Below are 22,370 nucleotides of genomic sequence, written 5' to 3' on the forward strand. Positions count from 1 at the left end.
GGTAGGGTGTTCAGGCACCGCGTTGGGCTACTGTTGCACGTTTAAAGCAGGTGCCGAGATCTGCGGATAAGTGCTCCAGTCGGGATTAAAGCGGGTTGTTAAATTGTCGACAATATGAAATATTATTGTAGATAATAAATCAGGTTCTGGGGACGTGATGGAATTCGATTTTGAAGAGTTGGACCCTCAAAGCCGTTACAGGCTTCTGACGAATTTCATCGGTCCACGACCGATAGCACTTGTGACAACCCGTTCACCAGCAGGCCATAGCAATGCCGCGCCGATGAGTTTCTTCAACGTGTTTTCGCACGACCCGGCCATTGTCGTTCTGGGCATTCAACCACGTCTTTCCGGTGAGGAGAAGGACACGCTGGCGAATATCCGTCGCACTGGCGAGTTCGCAATCAGCATGATCGACATGGCATTGTCGGAACAGATGCTGATCTGCGGATTGGGTTTCGACAGCGAGGTCGATGAGCTTGAGATGGCGGGGCTGTCAGCGACACCCTGCCAGAAAATCGATGTCTCTTTTGCTGAGCAGGCACCTTGCACCTTCGAGTGCCGTGTCGAACGTGTGATCGATTATCCGCGTCGCGCGCTTATCCTGGGTGAGGTGGTGCATATGCACGTTCGTCGCAATTGTCTGGATGCCGACGGCCACTACGTCGATCCCGAATTCTATCAACCGATTGCCCGGCTTCACGCCGACAATTACATCACTTCAGATCGTCAGTTCGTTTTGAAGGCACCGCCCATCGCCGATTTCGTGAAGCCGGAAAACTAGGCCAGAACGACGGTTCTTCGAGAATTTTTACCATGCACATTCATCTGATCAATCCTAACTCAACAGCGTCTATGACAGAGCAAGCTCTTGATAGTGCTCTGCTCGTCAAACACAGCAGCACCACGGTCTCAGCCTCAAATCCTGCCGACACGCCTGTCAGCATTGAAGGCGGAACCGACGAAGCACTGGCTGTGCCGGGCATGCTTGCGGAAATCCGAAAAGGTGAAGCGCAAGGTGTGGACGCCTATGTGATCGCCTGCTTTGACGATCCCGGCCTGCATGCGGCGCGCGAGATCGCGAAGGGTCCGGTACTGGGTATTTGTCAGGCGGCGGTACAGGTGGCTATGACGATCAGCCGGCGCTTTTCAATTATCACGACCTTGCCGCGGTCGGTTCCGATCATCGAAGATCTGGTCAGTGATTACGGCGCAGATCGTCATTGCAGAAAAGTGCGTGCGATCAATTTGCCGGTACTCGGCTTGGAAGATGATCCTGCGGAAGCAGAACGGCTTTTGATCAACGAGATCGAACTCGCCAAACGCGAAGATCGGGCGGAGGCGATCATTCTCGGCTGCGCGGGCATGACGTCCTTGTGCGACCGGTTGCGGGATGCAACGGGCGTTCCGGTGATCGACGGCGTTGCGGCGGCGGTGAAGCTTGCCGAAGCTTTGGTCGGAGCGGGCTACGCGACTTCGAAGGTGAACACCTATGACTATCCGCGTGTGAAGACGGGCAATACGAACGCCATCTGCGGAATATGTGCCTGAAATAGAAGCATCACGATGTATTGTTGACAATTTTGTAGGCGCTTTGCGGTTGCAATAGTTGACTTTTTCGGTCGCATCACGCTTCCTGAATCGGAACGGGAGCAAGACCATGACTGATCAGACAGGTGTCTCGACGCAGCAGATTGTTGAGAAAGTATGGCTATCCATTGCCGAGCGCCGTCTGCGTCCGGGGGTGCAGCTTAAAGAAGAGCAGATGGCGACGATTTTTCACGTCAGCCGTGCGCGTATCCGTCAGGCGCTTGCCGCGCTTGAACGGGAAGGGCTTGTCACGATTATTCCCAATCGCGGCGCTTTTGTTTGCAAGCCGACCGTGGAAGAAGCGCGGGATGTGTTCTTCGTACGCCGGACTGTTGAGCGTTGTGTGGTCGAGCGCCTTGGGCGTTCTCCGTCAAAGGACAAGATCAAGATTTTGCGCGACCATGTTGCGAAAGAACGTGTCGCCAACAAGAACAATGTCACGACCGATATTATCAAGCTGTCAGGTGGTTTTCATCTGCTGCTGGCCGAATTGACGGGGTCTGATTTTCTGTTCACAACGATGCGCGATCTCATTTCGCGCACCTCTCTCATCACGGCTGTCTACCGCAATACCAACCGCTTCAACTGCGGGCCTGATGAACACGCGGAGATTGTGGAAGCGATTCTGCATGGCGACGTCACAAAGGCCGCCGATCTGATGGCACACCACCTTGAACATGTGGAATCCGAGCTCGACCTGCGGGAAATCAATGATCTCTCCCATGATTTAAGTGCCGCACTTGCCTAAATGGGAGTGAACGGAAAACGGGCGATATTCTTTTTCGTCCGTAGCCGTTGTGATTGATGGCGGATACGCTATTACTAAAATATTTCAATGAGTTGTTAGCAAAGTAAGCCAACCGGTTATTGCCGGTTGGTTTGCTTTTGTACCGTCTGCCTATGGCGCACACGGCGATTTTTCGACCAAAAGCGGAATAAGTTTCGGGTGGAAATGTAAGTTTCATCCCCATAGCAAAGAAATCCGCCCGTGATCTTGACATATGTCATAAGTTGGAATTAGCTTGGTTGAAATTGAGCAGATGTCGCTTCGAGGAGACCCTTGTGAGGGTGGAGCACATCGAGCTTGGGAGGAAATATTTGTGACTGGATTGTACACTGCAATCTTCGATTGTGTGATCGCGTGCGGCTGTGTTTCAGGCGGAGCATCTGCCTGTCTGTGGTTGGGCGTGGAACAGAAACTGACTTGTGCCTTGCAGGGTTCTTCGCCTGAACTGGTGAAGTCTCTATGAGTTACGAGTTCAGTTTCAGCTTCCTTAGCCAGTATTGGCCGCTGCTGCTCAAAGGTACTTTGGCGACGATCCAAATGTCCCTGATTGTCACGGCGCTGGGCTTCGTGCTGGGCACGATCTGTGCGGTTGCCAGCATCAGCAAATACAAGTTCCTGCGCATTCTCGTGGCGATCTATGTCGAGGCGATCCGCAATACACCTCTGCTCGTGCAGCTGTTTCTGGTCTATTTCGGACTGTCTTCCATGGGCGTCAAATTTTCCGCCCAGACCTCGGCGCTAATCGGCCTGACCATCAATGTTGGCGCTTACTCCAGCGAGATCATTCGCGCGGGCTTGCAGGCCATTCACCCCGGCCAGCTGGAAGCTGCTGACACACTGGGACTGTCCCGGCTGCAAATGCTTGCAGGGATTATGCTGCCGCCAGCACTTGAGAAGGTTTATCCCGCTCTCGTCAGTCAGTATGTGCTGTTGATGCTGGCAACAAGTGTTGCATCGCAGATATCGGCTGAAGAGCTGACCGGAGCTGCGTCCAGAATCCAGTCGATGACCTTTCGTTCTTTCGAAGTCTATCTCGTCATTCTGGTGATTTATCTCGTTCTTTCCCTATTGATGCGGGGACTGTTCAAGATTCTGGGGTTGGCGTTGTTTCCACGCAAACGCCGTCTTGGCACCAATCTTTAGGAGGTCGGGATGTTTACGAATTTCTCCTGGATTCACATCGAAGTTCTGCTTCAAGGCTTGGTCTGGACAGTTCTGCTTTCGATCATCGCCTTCATATTCGGGGGCCTGCTTGGCTTTGCCGTGGCGCTGGCTGGAATAGCAAAGAACAAGGCTTTGGTTGCTCTGGTCGATGGTTATACCGTTCTTGTGCAGGGCACACCGGTTCTGATCCTGATGTTCATCGTTTACTTCGGTTTGCCGGTCTTCGGCATTGAAGTTTCGTCACTTTTTGCGGCCAGCGTTGCGATGACGATCTTCGCGAGCGCCTTCCTTGGCGCCATCTGGCGAGGTAGCCTGCAATCCGTGCCACGCACGCAGTGGGAAGCATCCGATTGTCTGGCCTTGACTGGATTGCAGGGGCTGTTCTTCGTCATCATGCCCCAGGCTATTCGCATCGCAACGCCGCCAACAGTCGGCTTCATGGTCCAGATCGTCAAGAACACGTCGCTCGCATCGATCATCGGCATGGCCGAGATGACCTATATCGGCAAGGAAATCAACGCTTCGACGTTCCAGCCCTTCACGACCTATCTCGTGATCGCATTCTTCTACTTTTGCATTTGCTTCCCGCTCTCAGCGGCCAGCCGGAAATTCGAGAGGATGTACAGTGTCAGCCGTCGTTAAGTTTGTTGACGTTCATAAAAGCTATGGCTCGCTGCCAGTGCTGAGAGGTATCAATCTCGAAATTGAGAAGGGACAGGTTGTTGCTCTGATTGGACGAAGCGGTTCCGGCAAAAGCACAGCGCTTCGCTGTGTCGACCGGCTCGAAACCGTCAACAACGGAGATATCTGGGTTTGCGATCATCGTGTCAGTGATCCCAATATCAATCTGCGCGCGCTCCGACAGGATGTTGGCATCGTCTTTCAAAGCTACAACCTCTTCCCGCATCTGACGGTTGAACAAAACATCACTCTGGCGCTGCGCTGGGTCAAGAAACTGACTAGACCCGCCGCGCGCGAAATAGCCGAGACGGTTTTGCGGCAGGTTGGACTGGCGGAAAAGATAGATTCCTATCCCGAGCAATTGTCCGGCGGACAACAGCAACGTGTAGCCATTGCCCGATCACTCGCGATGAAGCCGAAGGTCATGCTGTTCGACGAGGTCACTTCGGCGCTGGACCCTGAACTGACCGGAGAAGTGCTGAAGGTCATCGAAGATCTGGCGCGGGGTGGCATGACGATGCTGCTCGTCACCCACGAAATGGATTTTGCCCAGCGCGTGGCAGACAGAATTGTCTTCATGCATCAGGGCCAGATTTGCGAACAGGGCGAGCCGACAATTTTGGCAAATCCGCAAACACCTGAATTGCGCAGCTTCGTTGGCGCGCATCACTGAACATCCGATCATGAGCATGTGGTGTCGATGAGGAGCGACATCATCAACAACAGGAGGAGGAAATATGACTATTCTGAACAAGAGAAAATTTCTGGCAATAATGGGACTTGGCATCGGTATGGCGGCCATGATGCCCCAGACCTCTTTTGCCGATCAACTGGATACGATCCGCCAGAAAGGCAAGCTGCAGGTCGCCATTGATCTCGGCAACCCGCCCTATGCGATGCGCGATGCACAGTTCCAGCCGACCGGCTCGGAAGTCGAAACAGCGAAGCTGTTGGCCAAGGACCTGGGCGTGGATGTGGAGTTCCTGACGGTTCCAACCTCGGGTCGCATTCCGTTTCTTGTCTCCGGCAAGGCTGATTTGGCGGTGTCCACGCTTTCAATAACAAAGGAGCGGCTGGAGGTCGTTGATTTCAGCATTCCCTATGCTGAAACCGCAATCGTCGTTGCAGCACCCAAAGAAGCAAAAGTGAAATCCTATGCGGATCTAACTGATGCATCGGTTGCGGTCACGCGCGGTACGGTCAACGACACCAATCTGACGGAAAAGACGGCGGATGTTGCCGGCGTCCAGATCGTGCGGTTTGAGGACGATCCAACATCGAGTGCGGCAGTCACCAGCGGCCAGATTGCAATTTATGCAACGTCCCGCCCGCTTCTGACGGAATTGATCAAGGCCAATCCCAAGCTCGACCTCGAAGAAAAGTTTGTCGCCAAGGCTTACCCGCTGGGTATTGCACTCCGCAAGAACGAGCCGAAGCTCAAGGAATGGATCGACGCGTGGATCAAGACCAATCTCGACAACGGCAAGCTGATCGACATTTACGAAAAATATCATGGCGCTCGTCTGGACCCGCAGAAACTGCTGGCCAGTGACTTGCCTCGGTCGTGACACAACTGCCGTGGCGGGGCTGTGAAAGACACAACCCGCCACAGTGCTGGTCTGAATACTGATGGAACGGAACCTTGCTCTTGAGAACTTGGACGACCCCGAAGCCAGCAGATTGGAGCGCATCCCGAAAAGCATGAAACAGCTTTCGGAAAAGATGCGTGTTAAAACAAACATTTAGAGCGCCGATCTGATCCGGTCAGATCGAAACGAGCTCTAAGGTGCAGGAATGAAATTATGACAGACAAGTTCAGTGTGAGAGACAAGATCGCCATTGTAACAGGCGGGTTGGGGCAGCTCGGAACCCAGTTCAGCAAGTCGCTTGCCGAAGCTGGCGCCAAGGTGGCGATCTTCAGCCGCCGGGCTATCGACGCTGGCGATCTCGAAGCGAAGTTTCCGGGCTTGACGAAGAACATTCGCGTTTATGTCGCGAGTGTTACGGACAAGGCCAGCCTTGAGCAGGCAACCGAACAGCTCATCGCCGATTGGGGTGTGCCGCATATTCTGGTCAATAATGCTGGCATTGATTCAAAGCCGTCTGGCTCTGCCGACCAGAACAGCCCTTTTGAAATTTACCCGCAGAAATACTGGAACGAGATCATCGAGACCAATCTGACGGGTGTGATGCTGTGCTGTCAGGTCATCGGCTCGAAGATGGCCGACGCCAGACGCGGCAGCATCATCAATGTCGGTTCGATCTACGGCATCGTGTCGCCCAATCAGGCGCTCTATGCATATCGCGAAGCACGAGATGGCGAGCCGTTCATCAAGGCCGTCTCCTATGCGGCTTCCAAATCCGGTCTTGTCAACTTGACCCGCTATCTTGGCACCTATTGGGGAACCAAAAATGTCCGAGTAAACCTGATTTCGTTCGGTGGCGTGAAAACCGCAAACTTTGACAAGGAATTTGTGGATGCGTTTCTCGAACGCGTTCCGATGAACCGACAAGCAGAGATCGATGAATATAATGGCGTGATACAGTTTCTGGCATCCGATGCCTCGTCCTATATGACAGGTTCGAATGTCGTTGTGGATGGAGGCTTTACGGCATGGTGACAGAACAGGCAGACAATCGATATCTGACGAGGCGCGCGTTACCTGATCGTGACAAGCTGCACGTCTCGGTCGTTGAGGCGCTGGAAGCTCAGATACTTTCCGGCAAGCTCAAGATTGGCGATCGTCTGCCTGCCGAAGCCGCAATGGCGCGTGAATTCAATGTAAGCACGCGATCTGTTCGTGAAGCGCTTCAAATCCTCGAAACAAAGGGGCTCGTTCGCCGCAAACACGGTGAAAGAGCGCTTGTTGTACGTGACGATGTCGGAGAATTTCTCGGTTCGCTTGCAACGACTGTCAAACAGCTCTTTGCCAATAATTCCGACTATCTCGTCCAACTCATGGATGTGCGCCGGATCATCGAGACGGAAGTCGTGACGCGACTGAGTTCGGAAGACCTGGTGATGACGCCGGAAGTTGACGAAGCGCTTGCCAGTATGAGGGCTGCGGCTGACGCCAATGACATGGCCCGTTTTACCGACAGCGATGCCGCTTTTCATCTTGGGCTCGTACATTCCGTGGGCAACGAAATCCTCAATGTCGTTTATGACAATCTTTTCTCGATCATCATCGACGTCATCCGGGTCACGAGCCGCGTGCCGAACAAATCGCTGGAAGATGGGTTTGCCGAGCATGAGGAAATTTACAACCTCATCAAGGCCAGAGAACCCGAGACCGCCCGGCAATCCATTCGCAGACAGATCGATGAAAGTTCGCGTTATCTCAAGGTGGCGCTAGACAATTCAAATCTCAAGAACAAGGTCAAAACCAAATGAGCAACTTCGATTATTCCGATACAGACTGGGCGTCGATCGAGCGTCTTTCGAAATGGTATTCCGGCGATGTCCATGACAGTCTTGAACAACTGGGTGGCTGGGGCTATCTGGACGGTATATCGTTACAGGGTGAATTGAAGCCGGGCGAAGTGGTTTGCGGTCCCGCAGTCACGGTGCAGTTTGCGCCAAGCGAACGACGCAATCAGCCGCAGGATGTCTATCACAATGCCATCGACAACGCGCCAAAGGGCGGTATTGTTGTCGTTGATGCGTCCTGCGCGCAGGGTTCCTGCTCGGGAGAGCTGATGAGCACAGGCGCGAAAACGCGGGGCGCGGCTGCCACGATCGTCAACGGAACGGTGCGTGATATCGCGCAGGTTCGCCATCTTGGCTATCCGCTTTTCGGTCGCGCGCGGTCTCCGGTTTCGGTATCCGGCAAGATGGAACCGAAGCTCTCGCAAGTTCCAATCGAAATCGCCGGCGTGAAGATCATGCCGGGCGACGTCATCTTCGCGGATATCGATGGCGTTGTCGTCATCCCTAAGGCCATGGTTGCTGCCGTCGCGGATCAGGCCGACAAGCTGGGCGCAAACGAAGCTTCGGCCCGTGACCGTATTCTAGGTGGTGAAAAGCTCCAGTCAGTGTGGCCGGTGGAGTCGAAATACGGCGCCTGATCAAGCGGCTTCTTGACATAAAAAAGGCCGCCCTTGAGGCGGCCTTTCAACAGTATCGCTGACGAACCGATTACGGTGTCACGTCGAAACCGAACCACTTCTCAGAAAGACGCTTGATGGTGCCATCGGCCTTAGCGGCTTCAATGGCTTCATTGAACATCTTCTGAAGTTCAGGTTCGTTCTTGCGAAGACCAACGGCGACGCCGCGACCCAGAATGCCGCCCTTAAAGAAAGGACCGGTCATGACAATATCTTCATTGCCGGGCTTTTTGGCCGCATCGCTCAGATAAGCCAATGAAGCGACGACAAGATCGACGCGGCCCGACTTGAGGTCGAGGTCGTGCTGATCGGTGGTCTTGTATTCACGAATATCGGCAGAATCCTTGAAATACTTGTCGAGCAGCGAGAGGCCGAGCGAGGCAGTCTGTACACCGATTGTGCGGCCCTTGATTTCAGCGTTGACGTCGTCAATCGCCTTCTGAGCGGCAGCTTCGTCCTTGGCCAGATAGAGCGTTTCGCCCGTATGTGGCAGCTTTGCGAATGGGCTATCCTTCAGCGTGGCGAAGGTCTGCGGGGTCAAGCCATAAGAGACGGAAAAGTCGATGGTTTCTTCGCGCTTCGGCGTAGCGGTAAGGCCAGCCATGATCGCGTCGAACTTGCCTGCATTCAAGGCCGGGATGATGCCGTCGAAAGGCTGTGCAATCATGGTGCACTCAACCTTCATGCGGGCGCAGAGGTCTTTGCTCAGTTCGATTTCATAACCGTCCAGCGTACCGTCTGGCTTGGTGAAATTATATGGACGGAACGCGCCTTCGGTCGCGATGGTGAGCTTGGTCCACTTCTTCTCTTCGGCATGGGCCGAAGCAGCGGTCACAACGAGGGCCGAAACGAGAAGGGCTTTGAACAATCCCTTGGTCTTCATCTTAATTACCTTACTGCAGTTAAGTGCTGAGCGGTCTTTTGGCATAAATCAGTGACGTTTGAAATAATCAGCCAGCGTTTTCATGGCTGATAAACTTGCGAAAACGCTCTGATTTGGAGTTTGTAAACACATCTTCGGGCGCGCCGTCTTCTTCGACCAGCCCCTGATGGACGAAGATGACCCGGTTCGACACATCACGGGCAAAGCCCATTTCGTGGGTGACGACGAGCATGGTGCGTCCTTCTTCGGCCAAGCCGCGCATGACACGCAGTACCTCGCCGACGAGTTCGGGATCGAGCGCGGAGGTTGGCTCGTCGAACAGCATCACCTTTGGCTTCATTGCCAATGCGCGGGCAATGGCGGCACGCTGTTGCTGACCACCGGAGAGATGTGAGGGGTAGAAGTCGCGCTTATCTGCGATGCCAACCTTGGCGAGTAGCGCTTCGGCCTCTGCAATGCATTCCGCGCGCTGCCGACCCTGAACATAGATCGGCGCTTCGATGATGTTTTCAAGAATAGTCTTGTGTGACCAGAGATTGAAGCTCTGGAATACCATGCCCAGTTCGGAGCGGATTCGCGAGACCTGCTTCTTGTCTGCGGGATAGGCTTCGCCCTTGGAGTTCTTGGCCATCCGGATCGTTTCGCCAGAAACGGTGACGGTGCCGGATGTTGGAATTTCCAGAAGGTTGATGCAACGCAGCAAAGTGGATTTTCCGGAGCCGGAAGAGCCAAGGATAGAAATGACTTCGCCTTCGCGCGCTTCAAGCGAAATGCCCTTCAGCACTTCATTCGCGCCAAAGCTTTTACGCAGGTTTTCGACTTTTAGCGCCACCGGTGCGTTGGGAGAGATGGCTTTACTCACGATGTTTTTCCTTCGGTGGAGATACGAGCGACGGGCTGGCGCAAATAGGGCGTGAGCCTGTATTCGGCGATCAGCAGCAAGCGTGTCAGAACGAAATTGATAGCAAGATAGATCGCGCCCGCAATCACGAACACCTCAATCACGCGGTAGCTTTCGGCAATGAGCTTGGCTGCAATGCCGGTGACTTCCATGAGCGTGATGATGGAGGCAAGCGAGGTTGCTTTGATCATCGAGATCATTTCATTGCCATAGCTGGGTAGCGCCTGTCGGATAGCAAGCGGCATCACGATCCTGCGGAAGCAGGTGAAACGCGACATGCCACAGGCTTTTGCCGCCTCAATCTGGCCGTGCGGCACAGACAGCAGACCACCGCGAATAATCTCGCTGGCATAGGCTGCATTGTTCAGCGTCAGCGCGATGATTGCGCACCAGTATGGCTCACGGAGAATGGGCCACAAGAACGAATAGCGGATCGTCGAAAATTGGCTGAGACCATAATAGATGATGAAGATTTGCACTAGAAGCGGCGTTCCACGGAACACGAACACATAGAGCCGAGCAAACCAGTCGAGGACCTTTATTCCCGACAACCGCATCATAGCAAACAGCAGGGCAAGAATTGCGCCGCACACGATGGATATGGCCGCAAGCTGCAACGTCAACGGCAACCCGCCCATCATTGCCAGAAAGGATTCTGTGTAGAATTGAAGGTTCATTTTGCCCTCCTGACGCCACGCGAGAAGTGACGTTCAGCGGCTTGCAGGATGCTGCCGGAAACCGAGGAAATCAGCAGATAGAGCGCGCCTGCAATCAGGAAGAAGTTGAACGGGAGTCCAGTCGAGCCTGCGCCGATCTGCGCCTGACGCAGAATATCGACCACGCCGACAACAGAGATCAGAGCAGATTCTTTCAACGCAACCTGCCAGACATTGCCAAGACCGGGCAGCGCATGGCGCAGGGCCAGTGGCGCGATAATACGACGAAATTTGAGCGCCTGACCCATGCCGCAGGCCGATGCAGCTTCAAGCTCTCCCTTGGATACGGCTCTGAATGCGCCGCGAAACACTTCCGTATGATGCGCACCGCAGGAAATGCCAATGGCCAGCACGCCAGCCAGAAAAGCGGGAAAGCCGATGAAGCCTTGAGCGCCGAAGAACTTTCCAAGCGCCGTAACGGCGGCGCTGCCGCCGAAATAAAACAGATAGATCACCAGAAGATCGGGAACGCCACGAATGATGGTGGTGTAGCCATCAGCAACGCCGCGCAGTGTGCGTCCGCCGGAAATCTTTGCCCAGGCGGCGAATACGCCAATGGTTGCACCCAGCAGGAAACCGACAACGGCCAGCGAGACCGTTACCAAAGCCGCCATCACGAGAACATAGCCCCAGCCGTCGGGGCCGAAGCTTAGAATGTCGAAAAAAGCCTTCATGATGCGAGAGGCCAATTCTTGAAGGATTGATTGAAGTTCATTTCACTTTCCGGCGGTCGCGCTGGACCATGTTTCATTTCGCTGCGACGGGCAGGGCAGGCTGCACACTATCTGGAATAGGATTGACGAAAGCATCGCCGTTAAGCCTTTTCACGTGGTCCTGTTTGGCTTCTACAATCCGTTCGGGATGCAAAAACAGTTCCACTGCCGTGCTTCCCATGACCTTTGCAGCATGAGCCATTCCTTTATGAGCCACAGGTAATTTACCTTGCGCCACCATTTGCCACGAATGGAGCGGCGTGCCAATAGCGCAGGTAGCGCCACGCATCTGCACGGTGGGGACAACCCAGCTCACGCTACCAACGTCTGTCGAACCAACGAGGGAATTGTCTCCCTTATAGGGTTCATAAACATCTTCACAAAGAGCAAGGCCTTCCTTCGGTTCGACGCCGAAACGGCGAAAAGCGTCAGAAATGTCTTCCTTGGTCAGCGTGGCCTGAAAACGCTGTGCCATTTCCTGATCTTTTGCGTCGAATACGGGTGGTCCCAAACGCTCCAGCTCGCGCTGCATAAGCTGTTCCAGCGGCTTGTTGCCGATCAGATTGGCGTCGCCGCTAACAATTTCGCTGCGTACCGTCGTTTCCGTCATAAGCGCTGCGCCGTCGGCGATCTTCTTAACCCGCTCCAACAAGGTCTGCATCACGGGCAGGCTCAGCGCGCGGATGAGATAGCGCACGCTGGCCTTGGCCTGCACGACATTGGGCGCGAAACCGCCGGTATCCGTCACAGCGTAATGAATGCGGGCCGAAGAAGGCATGTGCTCGCGCATGTAATTGACGCCGACATTCATCAACTCAACGGCGTCGAGAGCGCTGCGTCCCAAATGGGGGGCGGAGGCTGCATGGGCCGCGCGACCGGTGAAATGAAAGCTTATTTCGTTACAGGCCAGCGATACGGGGTCGTTGACGCCTGCGAAAGGTGCCGGGTGCCAGCAAAAGGCGACGTCGACATCGTCAAAAAGGCCTTCGCGCACCATGAAGCCCTTGGCTGATCCGCCTTCTTCCGCCGGGCAGCCGTAATAGCGCACACGTCCCTTGATCCCATGTGTTTCGAGATATTGCTTCACTGCCGCCGCTGCCAGAAGTGAACCGGCACCAAGCAGATTATGGCCGCAGCCATGGCCGTGTCCGCCTGCCTCGATGGGCTGTTTTTCTGCAATGCCCGCGATCTGGCTCAAGCCGGGAAGGGCATCGAATTCGCCAAGAATGGCAATGACCGGACCTTCGTCACCTGCTTCGCCCATGACGGCGGTCGGCAGTCCTGCGATGCCGCGCGAGACGCGAAACCCTTCAGCTTCAAGCATTGCAGCATGAGCTGCGCTGGACTCATATTCTTCATAATTGGTCTCAGGATGATCCCAAACCGTGTCGCTGAGTTCGAAATAAGCGGCACTTTTGCCGTCCACAATATCCCAGATATCGTGATGGTTCTTCGCCATAGCTCGCCCCTCCATCGTCTGGCTCCCATTGTATTGAGGTCCGTTATTGTCGCCCTTATGTTCGGGATTGCGCTTTTCAGCGCAATCCCGTCGAAGGGAGTAATCTGAAGTGGTGCTGATTACTTCCTTCTGCGTTCATGTCAAACATTGAATTGAAAGCCATCAACCGTGAATGCCTGACCGGTTATGAAGCACGGTTCGGATGTGGCAAGGAACGTGACAAGGCGTGCCACGTCGTCAGCACAACCAAGGCGACCGAGCGCGATGCCCTTGATGACTTCATCGGCGCGTTCGGTAACATTCGTGTCGATCTCGGTGCGGATGACGCCGGGGCAGATCGCATTTACGGCGATATTCGGGCCGAGTTCCTTGGCGAGCGAGCGGGTCATGCCCAGAATGCCGGCTTTTGCGGCAGCATAGGCAAACCTGCTGACGGCTGCGGTCACCCCCCCGGAAAGTGCATTGAGCGACGACATGGAAACAATGCGGCCGCCGCCCTGTTTCAGCATATGTGGCGCCGAATGCTGGATATAATTGAAGCAGCTTTTCAGGTTGATGGCGATCGCGCGGTCGAACTCATCTTCCGAAATGTCGAGAATGCCAACCGGGGCAGAACGGCCTGCATTGTTGAGCAGAAAGTCAAGACGGCCAAATGTTTCAACGGTTTGTGCGACGACTTCACCAGCCCGCTTGTGGCTGGAAACATCGGCCACGCAGGAGATCGCCTTGACGCCGAGGCCTTCAATTTCGGCTGCGGTTGCCGCCAGTTCCACTTCCAGCAGATCAACCAGCGCAATGTCATAGCCCGCACGCGCCAGATCGAGAGCGCAAGCCTTTCCGATGCCTCTTGCCCCGCCAGTAACAATGGCAACCTTGTTTTGTGAGTTCATTTCCAGATGCGCTCCTTTTTGTATTGCCACTTGATCGTATGTCTGCCACATTATTCCACAATAGGAATTTGGTTCACATATATGAACATTGAAAACAGTGGTGAAGTTAAGTCGGCCGTTCGGGTTCTCGAGATCCTCGAATTCCTCGGTCGTGCGCATAAGCCGGTGACGCTCAAAGCAATTGTCGCTGAGCTTGGTTATCCCAAAAGCAGCACGTTCAATCTGCTGGCTACATTGGTAGCCCGCGCCTATGTGGTGCGGGACGATACCGAGTCCTATCGCATCCATGAGGCGTTTCGTGACGGGCCGGGCTGGTCGAGCGGCAGCGATGCCTATCTGATCGCGACGGCTCAGCCGATTATGGACGCCATGCGTGACAGTGAGGGCGAAACCGTTTTTCTCGGCACACGCCGCAAGGATGGGCGGGTTAAGCTTCTCGCCAAGAGCGTCAGTCATCAGGCGGTCCGCTTCGATTCCGATCTGACAGGGTCTGATCCTGCCTATTGCACGGCAATGGGGCGGGTTCTTCTGGCGCATTGGCAGCCGGAAAAGACATCTTCCTATCTGGCCAAAGAACGGATCGTTCCTTTGACGGATAAGACCGTGATCGATCGCGTACAGATACGTCGTATCATTGAAGTTGCCCGCGAGGACGGCTTTGCAATCTGTGACGAAGAGGCGGTTGTCGGCGGGTCCGGCGTCGCTGCTCCAGTTTTTGATGCCAGCGGCGAAGTGGTCGCAACGCTCAATATGGCCACCATCTCATCGCGCTTTACCGCATGCCGTCAGCGCATGATCGACGCTGTCGTCAAGCATGCGGCAGAGTTGAGCGCGCGCCTTGGATACAAACCAACAACAGCAGACAAGCAATAACATGGATATAGAATTCAAAGAAAAGCGGGTTCTGGTGACCGGAGCCGCAAGGGGAATTGGGCGGGCTATCTGCGAGGCATTTGCTGCGGACGGTGCAATCGTTACTGCTACCGATGTTTTGGACGATGAGCTGACAGAATTGGCCCGTGAGGCACAGCCCGGGCGTGGCGGCTCGATCAGAACAGTACATCTGGATGTGACCGATGAAGCCGCGATAGCCGCATTGGCGGCGGTAGAAGAGGCCAATGGAGGCTTTGATATCTTCGTCCATGTTGCCGGTGGTGTCCTCGGACAGAAGAAGCGTCCGGTGGAGAACGTTCCAGCCGCTGATTGGGATCGCATCTACGACATTAATGTGCGCGGGGCATTTCTGGTCGCCCGGGCACTTGTCCCGGCCATGAAGCGGCGGGGCACGGGCAAAATGGTCTTCATTTCCAGCGGCGCCGGTCTTGGCGTTAGCCTCACTGGCATTCAGGCTTATGCGAGCGCGAAGGCTGCGTTGATCAGTCTTGCCCGCCAGCTGGGTCACGAGCTTGGACCATTCGGGATCAACGTCAATGCCGTTGCTCCCGGCTTTTTGCGCACCAGCCCTGACTATGAGCGTCAGTGGGCTTCCTATGGTGATGAGGGGCAGGCCGCAATGATCAACGAAATTCCGTTGCGCCGGATCGGACTGCCGGAAGACATCTCGAATGCTGTGCTTTTTCTCGCATCTCCCTTTGCGAGCTGGATCACGGGCCAGACATTATCGGTCAGTGGAGGGCCGACATCATGACAACTGACGCGCCTGTTCCAACCTGGACATGGTCTGAAGAACGGCTTCAGACCATCATGAATCGTGCCCGCGCTGGCCGCAGTTTCAAACCGTCTTCCTGGCAAGGCGGCGCTCGATGCGCAGTCGCTTTGTCCTTCGATTCAGACCATGACACGTTTGAACTGCGTGATGGCGGAAAATCAATATCGGCTTTGTCGCAGGGGCAGTTTGGCCCAAGGCAGGGCATCCCTCGTATCCGCGAAATTCTGCGCCGCGATAACATCCCGGCAACATTCTTCGTGCCTGCCATTTCGGCCATGCATTATCCTGATGAGCAACGCGCCCTGATCGGCGAGGGGCACGAAATTGCCCTTCATGGCTGGATACACGAGCGCAACACATTGCTTGACGGTGAAACAGAGCGCGATCTTCAACATCGTGCTGCTGATACGCTGGAAAAGATCACCGGTGTTCGCCCGGTCGGCATTCGTACGCCGTCCTGGGATTTCAGCGACAACACATTGCAGATCACTTCAGAAATGGGATTGATCTACGATTCATCGCTTATGGCGGATGTAGATTGCTACGAGCTTTTGCTTAATGGCGAGCCGTGTGGTGTCACCGAACTACCTGTGGAGTGGATTCGAGATGACGCAGCCTATCTCGTCATGGACAGATGGGGTGGGTTACGCCCGCAGATCGCACCGCACGATATTCTCCACATATTTCTCCGGGAGTTCGATGCAGCTTACGAAGAGGGGGGCATTTTCCAGCTGACCATGCATCCAGATATCGTCGGGCACCGTTCGAGAATCTGGATACTGAAAGAACTGATTGCGCATATTAGCACACATAAGGATATATGGTTTGCGACCCACGCGGATATTGCACGCTATGCCAAGCTAAATGGTTGATAACTAGAACTTTGTGGTGCAGCTGAAACTAACTTTGGCCCGATTTTTGGACCGGGTGTGTTTACGTGTGCCGGTCATGCACGGATTTCATAAAGCAGAACAAAGTTCATATATATGAACCAAATTCCGCTTTTCATCGCTGGTTAGCGGGTTCAAACTCTTAGCAACCGGGCAGAGAAAAGCGCGTAATCGCCGCCCGCATTGCAGATAAAAAACACAAATAAGCACGAGGGAACTATGCTGAAGAAAATTGCGGCCATTGGCCTTTGCACTTTATCGATGCTTTACAGTGGCAGCGTTTTGGCGAAAGACTGGAAAGCTGTGACCGTTGGTGTCGAGGGCGCCTTTCCGCCTTTCAACCTTACAAGCCCGGGCGGAGAGCTTCAGGGCCTTGACCTCGATGTCATCAAGGAAGTTTGCAAGCGCGCCGAGCTTGAATGCAATATTGTTGCGCAGGATTGGGACAGCCAGATTCCGTCGCTGCTGGCCGGAAAATTCGACGTAGTACTGACGATGGGCCCAAACCCAGAGCGTCGCAAGGTCATCGATTTCTCCGATCCTTATGTGATTACGCCGAATACGTTCCTGGTGCCAGCTGATGGACCTTTGGCCAATCTGCCGCATACGGGTGAAAGCCTTTCCACAGATACAGATGAAGGCAAAAAGGCGATTGCTGATCTCAAAGAAGCGTTGAAAGGCAAGACAATTGGTGCGTCGCTTTCGACCAGCCAGTTGCAGTTTGTCGAACAGAACTTCGGTGATGCCGTTCAGGTCCGCACCTATAAGGGATCGGAACAGGTTAAATTGGATCTCGAATCCGGTCGTGTTGACGGTCAGTACGATAATGTGGTTTTCGCGCGTGACCGTGCTGAGAAGAGCAATGGCAGGCTGAAGATCACCGGGCCGCTTCTGGTTGGTGGCATTCAGGCAACCAATGTCTGCATCGGCCTGCGCAAGGAAGAGCCAGAACTGAAAGCCAAGCTCGACAATGCACTGGGCGAAATGCGGGCAGATGGCACGCTCGCCAAGATGTCGGAAAAGTGGTTCTCCATGAATTTGAGCCCGAAGGGCTAAGCGAACTCCGCTCTAGTCTTTTTAGGAAAGCCCCGTTTTGCGGGGCTTTTTCTGTTTTAGGTGCCGTAAAAGGTCTGCGCCATATGGCGACGCAATTATCTTAAGCGCAAAGCGTACGACCTCATTCATCCTCTATTCAAACTGTTGGATTTAAAGCATAGTCCGGCGCATATGGAGGGACCCCAGTATGGTATCTGTAGTTAAAAAGATGGTTGCATCGCTATGTCTCGGCGGTGTGATGACAATGGTTTCGCCGCTGCTCGCAACATCCGCGTCGGCGGCAGAATTGCAGCGTTGCGCAAGTGAAGGCGGAATTTGCCGACTGCCTTACCCGGCTGAAGTGGTCTATGGAACAGGCGGACGCAACACCTCTCGCTTTATTGATCGCCCGGAAGTGCCGTGCTCGAACCGCGTCTTTAACGATCCAGCACCGGGCAAGAAGAAGAGCTGCTCTTTCGTTGTCCGTGACCGTTACGACCGCCCCGGTCGTCCGGATCGCCCCGACCGTTATGATCGGGATCGCGATTGGCGGCCTTGCGCGAAGGAAGGCGGATATTGCGACTTCTACGGGCGCAAACGGGTTCGCTATGGCGCGAAAGATCGCTTTATCGAACGGACTTTCCGTGACGGAGTCGATTGCGACAATTATTCGTTCGGAGATCCGGCACCGGGCAAAGGAAAAGCCTGCTACGTGCTGGATTAAGTTCAAGCATTATCTGACCCGAAGGCAGCCGTTTCAAGCTGCCTTCGTGAAGCATGTCTTTAATGCGCGGTCACAAGGCTATGAATGATCGAAAACATCGTGCGGGCGCCATCGGCTGCGGCAAGGATGGCCTGCTGCATTGGCCCTGCCGCGCAATCACCCGCGGCATAGACTCCCTTCAACGAAGTCTCATTCATCTCATTGCGCCACAGGCCCCCATCCTCGCGCAAATTGAGTGCCAGTCCCGTGACGATGGGTGCTTGGCTTTGAAATGGTCTGATCCATAGCGACTGGATATCCTCTCGACGACCGTCCTTGAGCATTATGCCGCCGATGGTGTGACCATCACCGCTAAGAACCTCTTTAATTGGTGTCGGTACCAGGTTGATTCCGACGCGCGATAAATCGGTCAATTTGTCGGCTGGAAGATCAGCGCCGTTGGTCAATACAGTCAGACGCCCCGCCCAGTTTTTGAAAAACGGTGCATGTTCCAGCATGGCGGCGTTCTCGGCAAGTACACCCCAATGCTCGCCGCGATGTTCGAAACCATCGCAAAATGGACAATGATGAACACCTCGTCCCCAGTTCTTCGCCAGGCCTTCGATCGCCGGGAGCTGGTCCGACAGGCCAAGGGCGAGAAGAATTTTGGGCGCAGAAACAATGTCTCCATCGACCAATTCTACTGAGTAGCCTCCATCTGTTGGCCTGATCGCCTGGGCAAGACCGTCGCGATAGGTCACTGTGTCATAACGCGATAGCTCTTCACGCGACACCTTCCGAAATTCTTGTGGCAGAATTCCATCCCGTGACAGGTAACTGTGCATGGCGGGCGCTTTTCGATTTCGGGGCTCGCCTCCGTCGATGACGAGCACTTTGCGCAGAGCGCGTCCGGCGATCAAGGCTGCGGAAAGCCCCGCAGGGCCACCGCCAATGATGATGGTCTCGTAATTTTGCATGATTGTTTATCCGGTCATTTGATAGCCGTTGACGATGGCGCGCCAGAGCTGTCTGCACGAAGCTCCTCGGCAGGACATCAAGCGGGTTAAAATCGACATGGCACATCATAAGTTACATGATATCCTCGAGTCAATAGTCATGTAACTTACGGTGTGTCAAATTGCTTTCTGACAGGAAATGTTCGATAAACGGGTCAGTCCTATCAGGCAGATATAAAGAGTGAACGCATATGAGGCAGGATAGTCGACTCTCTCGCATGTTGCATGTTTTGATCCACATGGATCATCATGATGGCGCGATGACGTCTGAAGAAATTGCAGCGATGCTGGATACCAATTCGGTGGTGATCCGACGCACGATGGCCGGGTTACGTAAAGAGGGCTATGTGCATTCAGAGAAGGGGCACGGAGGCGGCTGGACACTGGCGCGGCCACTCGACCAGCTGACACTTTTGGACATTTACCGCGCGGTCGGGGAACCTTCTATTTTCGCTGTCGGCCCCGCCTATGACATGCCCGGTTGCGTTATAGAACAAGCGGTTAATAAAAAGCTTGAAAGTGTCTTCAAGGAAGCAGAGCAACTGCTTTTGAGCCGATTGCAGGGTGTGACCCTTGCGGATATTGCGCAGAATTTTTCTGCGGGCATGGCAGCGAACGGCCATGCAGCTAAAACAAAAAAGACATTTGATTAATGGCGCAACGGAACATCAGTTGCTGGGTCGGTGATTGCTCCCACGCGGAGCAGATTCTCACACTTTGATGACCATGACGAAAGCACGATGTGGCCATCGCCGCGCCTCGTAAATCGATGCGATGTGCATCGGTTGCCAAACGTAATGCTCCCAAAACGGCATTCAGCCTCGGTTCATGATCACAGCGGTAACGCTTCTGTGAAGTTGCCGCAATTTGCCTCTATTCGCATTCCAGCATGTGCGGAATCGGAAGCAGGTCCTTTGCTTATCAGTTCTGCCTTCCAGAAGGAGAAGGATATATGTCTATTCGTTCCAAGCTTCGCACTACTGTTGCGATCCCAGTGATATCGGTCTGTGTTCTGGCGCAGCCATCTTTCGCGGATAGGCTGTCGCAGTCCTATCAAGTGGCTCAGGAAAACAGCGAGGAGCAAGCGCCGCAGGAACAGCCCGTTGAACAGCCACAGGCAGAAGGCGAGCGTCCTTCTGAGGAAGGTCAGGGGCATCGTCAGGCTGAGGAGCAGAAGCATGCTGAACGTGAGGAAGCGCAGCGCCAGGAAATAGAAAAGCAGCAGGCGGAAAAGGCAGAGGCTGCAAGGCAGGCTGAAGAACGCAAGGCGGCTGAAGCGGAAACGCAGCATCAGGCGGCTGAACAGAAAAAGGCCGAAGAAGAAGCTACCGCACAGCAGAAGGCGGCAGAACAGGCGCAGCGTAAAGTTGAGCCGGAAGCAGCGGAACGCCAGGCTGAGAAACAGAAGCAGGAGAAGGCTGCTGCCGACGAGGCTGAAAAGCAGGCTGTCGAGCAAAAGAAGGCGGCAGAGCAAGAGACGCAGCGCCAAGCCCAAGAGAAGAAGCCTGCATCGGAAGAAAGCGCGCCGAAAGGCGAGGCTGAACCAGAACAACAGGTTCCTGCCCACAAGAAGCCAGCAGCGAAGACGCCCGATGCAAACGATGCATCGGAAGAGATCACGAAGGAGCCTGCGGAACGGCCAAAGAAGAGGCCCGCTCCTGCCGACGATGCACAGGCCCAGAAGCCATCGCCACAGCCGGAATCTGCACCTGTTCCAGTGCAACCGACCGAACCGCAGACTGGTGAAGTCACTCCCGTTCAACCTGCGGAACAGCCAGCTGTCAAAGAACAGCATGGAAAGAAGAAGCGCGAGCCGTCGCCGGTAGAACAGCAACCAGCGGAACAACCTGAGGAGGCTGAGAAGAAGCCAGAACCTGTTCCTGCAATCGTCGACGAGCGTTCCGCGGCAGAAAAGGAAGCCATCGCGAAAGATCCGTCGAAGACGGACGAAACGTTGGTTCTTCCGGTCGAGAACGGTGCTGCGATTCTCGACAGCGACAAGGATGCCGATAATAGCGGTGGCAATCAGGCTCGCGAGGAACGTCGCAAGCAGCGTGGACAACAGCGCGAAGCCGAAGCCTCAGCGCCGCCCCCCGCAGACGACGCATCCGCTCAGGTTGCTATTCCTGCAGAAATCAAAGCCGATCTCCCCAAGAAGATTGAAGCCAATCTGAAGGAAAAGGGAAAACGCGTCGACGAAGCACCCGCTTTCGTCGTCCCGGAAACCACAAACATTGTGAACAACACCGTTGTTAACAACACGGTCGTCAATAACACGACAGTCAACAATGTGACGAACAACGTCAGCAATGTGAAAGTGCTTGAAGAAATCGACAACCGCGTTGTTATGAATGTGGGAGATCGAATTTTTGTGCGCGGCGATGACCGCCCACGTCTGCGCCGCAACGCTGAAGAAGCCTATTATGATGAGCTTCCGCGCGGCCGCACGCGCGAAACGATTGTGCGCCCCGGCGGCTATCGCGTGGTGACTGTCTATGATCGCTATGGTGATGTTGTGCAACGTTCCCGTATTGATCGCGACGGCAACGAATATCTCATGGTCTACGCACCCGACTATGAAGATACACCCCGTGCAGCTATTGCCGATGTCGGCTACGAGCTACCGCCGATGCGTCTCACAATTCCTGTCAGCGATTATATCATTGACGTCACAGACGACCGCGACCGCGATTTCTATGACTTCCTGGCCATGCCTCCGGTAGAGCGGGTTGAACGCGTCTATACGATTGATGAGGTGCGTCATTCGGCACGTCTGCGCGATAAGGTGCGCCGCATTGATCTGGACACCATCCACTTTGCCACCGGCAGCGCGGAAGTCTCGCTATCGCAGGCCAAGACGCTGCGCAAAGTGGCTGATGCCATGCAGAAGGTTCTTTCCAAGGACCCGGGTGAAACCTTCTTCATCGAAGGCCACACGGATGCTGTCGGCTCTGATCGATCGAACCTCGTTCTTTCCGACAAGCGCGCAGAGTCAGTCGCAAGCCTGCTAACGGAAGTCTATGATATTCCTGCCGAAAATCTAGTCACGCAGGGCTATGGTGAGCGCTTCCTGAAGATCAAGACCGACGGGCCAGAGCAGGAAAACCGCCGTGTTACCATTCGCCGAGTGACACCGCTGGTCAGGCCGGTGGCGCAGCGCTAACGC

Annotated in this window: 24 protein-coding genes; 17 read left to right on the forward strand and 7 right to left on the reverse strand. The window is 54.6% G+C overall.

What is annotated here, in order from left to right:
- Positions 1 to 157: 157 nt before the first annotated feature.
- The 10 genes from FIC94_RS13805 (at position 158) to FIC94_RS13850 (ending at position 8,290) form a co-directional block, all read left to right on the forward strand.
- Complete coding sequence (locus FIC94_RS13805; protein WP_121537986.1) at positions 158 to 784, forward strand: flavin reductase family protein; 627 nt, start codon at positions 158 to 160, stop codon at positions 782 to 784.
- A gap of 32 nt (positions 785 to 816) precedes the next feature.
- The gene (locus FIC94_RS13810; RefSeq protein WP_121537840.1) at positions 817 to 1,551 is read left to right on the forward strand and encodes an aspartate/glutamate racemase family protein; all 735 of its coding nucleotides are present in this window, start codon (positions 817 to 819) and stop codon (positions 1,549 to 1,551) included.
- A gap of 109 nt (positions 1,552 to 1,660) precedes the next feature.
- Positions 1,661 to 2,338 (forward strand): GntR family transcriptional regulator, encoded by a 678-nt coding sequence (locus FIC94_RS13815; protein ID WP_140025256.1) that lies wholly within the window; start codon positions 1,661 to 1,663, stop codon positions 2,336 to 2,338.
- Positions 2,339 to 2,836: 498 nt separating this feature from the next.
- Positions 2,837 to 3,520, forward strand: a complete 684-nt coding sequence (locus FIC94_RS13820; protein WP_140025257.1) for an amino acid ABC transporter permease — start codon at positions 2,837 to 2,839, stop codon at positions 3,518 to 3,520.
- A gap of 9 nt (positions 3,521 to 3,529) precedes the next feature.
- Complete coding sequence (locus tag FIC94_RS13825; protein WP_140025258.1) at positions 3,530 to 4,183, forward strand: amino acid ABC transporter permease; 654 nt, start codon at positions 3,530 to 3,532, stop codon at positions 4,181 to 4,183.
- Positions 4,167 to 4,895, forward strand: a complete 729-nt coding sequence (locus tag FIC94_RS13830; protein WP_140025259.1) for an amino acid ABC transporter ATP-binding protein — start codon at positions 4,167 to 4,169, stop codon at positions 4,893 to 4,895. The genes FIC94_RS13825 and FIC94_RS13830 overlap by 17 nt, the downstream gene beginning before the upstream one ends.
- Before the next feature lie 64 nt (positions 4,896 to 4,959).
- Complete coding sequence (locus FIC94_RS13835) at positions 4,960 to 5,790, forward strand: transporter substrate-binding domain-containing protein (RefSeq protein ID WP_210237295.1); 831 nt, start codon at positions 4,960 to 4,962, stop codon at positions 5,788 to 5,790.
- A gap of 234 nt (positions 5,791 to 6,024) precedes the next feature.
- Complete coding sequence (locus tag FIC94_RS13840) at positions 6,025 to 6,843, forward strand: SDR family oxidoreductase (RefSeq protein WP_140025260.1); 819 nt, start codon at positions 6,025 to 6,027, stop codon at positions 6,841 to 6,843.
- Positions 6,837 to 7,616 (forward strand): FadR/GntR family transcriptional regulator, encoded by a 780-nt coding sequence (locus FIC94_RS13845; RefSeq protein ID WP_078337161.1) that lies wholly within the window; start codon positions 6,837 to 6,839, stop codon positions 7,614 to 7,616. The genes FIC94_RS13840 and FIC94_RS13845 overlap by 7 nt, the downstream gene beginning before the upstream one ends.
- A complete protein-coding gene (locus FIC94_RS13850; protein ID WP_140025261.1) occupies positions 7,613 to 8,290 on the forward strand; it encodes an RraA family protein in 678 nt (225 codons plus the stop codon). The genes FIC94_RS13845 and FIC94_RS13850 overlap by 4 nt, the downstream gene beginning before the upstream one ends.
- A gap of 70 nt (positions 8,291 to 8,360) precedes the next feature.
- On the opposite strand, the gene FIC94_RS13855 is transcribed toward FIC94_RS13850, so the two are convergent.
- The 6 genes from FIC94_RS13855 to FIC94_RS13880 all read right to left on the reverse strand — a co-directional run bounded on the left by FIC94_RS13855 (position 8,361) and on the right by FIC94_RS13880 (position 13,891).
- Positions 8,361 to 9,212 (reverse strand): transporter substrate-binding domain-containing protein, encoded by an 852-nt coding sequence (locus FIC94_RS13855; protein ID WP_109366023.1) that lies wholly within the window; start codon positions 9,210 to 9,212, stop codon positions 8,361 to 8,363.
- A gap of 67 nt (positions 9,213 to 9,279) precedes the next feature.
- On the reverse strand, positions 9,280 to 10,074 hold the full coding sequence (locus FIC94_RS13860) for an ABC transporter ATP-binding protein (protein WP_140025262.1): 795 nt from the start codon (positions 10,072 to 10,074) through the stop codon (positions 9,280 to 9,282).
- Entirely contained in the window at positions 10,071 to 10,790 is a 720-nt protein-coding gene (locus FIC94_RS13865) for an ABC transporter permease (protein WP_140025263.1), read from the reverse strand. Before FIC94_RS13865 ends, FIC94_RS13860 begins: the two co-directional genes overlap by 4 nt.
- Positions 10,787 to 11,503, reverse strand: coding sequence for an ABC transporter permease (locus tag FIC94_RS13870; RefSeq protein WP_109366020.1), 717 nt, complete (start codon positions 11,501 to 11,503; stop codon positions 10,787 to 10,789). Before FIC94_RS13870 ends, FIC94_RS13865 begins: the two co-directional genes overlap by 4 nt.
- Positions 11,504 to 11,576: 73 nt before the next feature.
- Positions 11,577 to 13,001, reverse strand: a complete 1,425-nt coding sequence (locus FIC94_RS13875) for a M20 family metallopeptidase (protein WP_235892012.1) — start codon at positions 12,999 to 13,001, stop codon at positions 11,577 to 11,579.
- A 140-nt stretch (positions 13,002 to 13,141) separates the two neighbouring features.
- A complete protein-coding gene (locus tag FIC94_RS13880; protein WP_109366426.1) occupies positions 13,142 to 13,891 on the reverse strand; it encodes an SDR family NAD(P)-dependent oxidoreductase in 750 nt (249 codons plus the stop codon).
- Between the two features lie 81 nt (positions 13,892 to 13,972).
- Between FIC94_RS13880 and FIC94_RS13885 the strand changes: the two genes are divergently transcribed.
- The 5 genes from FIC94_RS13885 to FIC94_RS13905 all read left to right on the forward strand — a co-directional run bounded on the left by FIC94_RS13885 (position 13,973) and on the right by FIC94_RS13905 (position 18,209).
- Complete coding sequence (locus FIC94_RS13885; protein WP_109366018.1) at positions 13,973 to 14,764, forward strand: IclR family transcriptional regulator; 792 nt, start codon at positions 13,973 to 13,975, stop codon at positions 14,762 to 14,764.
- A 1-nt stretch (position 14,765) separates the two neighbouring features.
- A complete protein-coding gene (locus FIC94_RS13890) occupies positions 14,766 to 15,539 on the forward strand; it encodes an SDR family NAD(P)-dependent oxidoreductase (protein ID WP_140025265.1) in 774 nt (257 codons plus the stop codon).
- Positions 15,536 to 16,432 carry a polysaccharide deacetylase family protein gene (locus FIC94_RS13895; RefSeq protein ID WP_140025266.1) on the forward strand — a complete coding sequence of 299 codons (897 nt, stop codon included), beginning with the start codon at positions 15,536 to 15,538 and terminating at the stop codon, positions 16,430 to 16,432. Before FIC94_RS13890 ends, FIC94_RS13895 begins: the two co-directional genes overlap by 4 nt.
- 237 nt (positions 16,433 to 16,669) lie before the next feature.
- Entirely contained in the window at positions 16,670 to 17,506 is an 837-nt protein-coding gene (locus FIC94_RS13900; RefSeq protein ID WP_124915448.1) for a transporter substrate-binding domain-containing protein, read from the forward strand.
- Between the two features lie 187 nt (positions 17,507 to 17,693).
- The gene (locus tag FIC94_RS13905; protein WP_140025267.1) at positions 17,694 to 18,209 is read left to right on the forward strand and encodes a hypothetical protein; all 516 of its coding nucleotides are present in this window, start codon (positions 17,694 to 17,696) and stop codon (positions 18,207 to 18,209) included.
- Positions 18,210 to 18,268: 59 nt separating this feature from the next.
- On the opposite strand, the gene FIC94_RS13910 is transcribed toward FIC94_RS13905, so the two are convergent.
- Positions 18,269 to 19,165, reverse strand: a complete 897-nt coding sequence (locus FIC94_RS13910) for an NAD(P)/FAD-dependent oxidoreductase (protein WP_140025268.1) — start codon at positions 19,163 to 19,165, stop codon at positions 18,269 to 18,271.
- A gap of 230 nt (positions 19,166 to 19,395) precedes the next feature.
- Here FIC94_RS13910 and FIC94_RS13915 point away from each other — a divergent pair, with 230 nt between their 5' ends.
- Positions 19,396 to 19,857, forward strand: coding sequence for an RrF2 family transcriptional regulator (locus tag FIC94_RS13915; RefSeq protein ID WP_109366012.1), 462 nt, complete (start codon positions 19,396 to 19,398; stop codon positions 19,855 to 19,857).
- Positions 19,858 to 20,156: 299 nt separating this feature from the next.
- The gene (locus FIC94_RS13920) at positions 20,157 to 22,367 is read left to right on the forward strand and encodes an OmpA family protein (protein ID WP_140025269.1); all 2,211 of its coding nucleotides are present in this window, start codon (positions 20,157 to 20,159) and stop codon (positions 22,365 to 22,367) included.
- Positions 22,368 to 22,370: the final 3 nt, after the last annotated feature.

The sequence above is a fragment of the Ochrobactrum teleogrylli genome (genome assembly GCF_006376685.1).
Lineage (GTDB): Bacteria > Pseudomonadota > Alphaproteobacteria > Rhizobiales > Rhizobiaceae > Brucella > Brucella teleogrylli.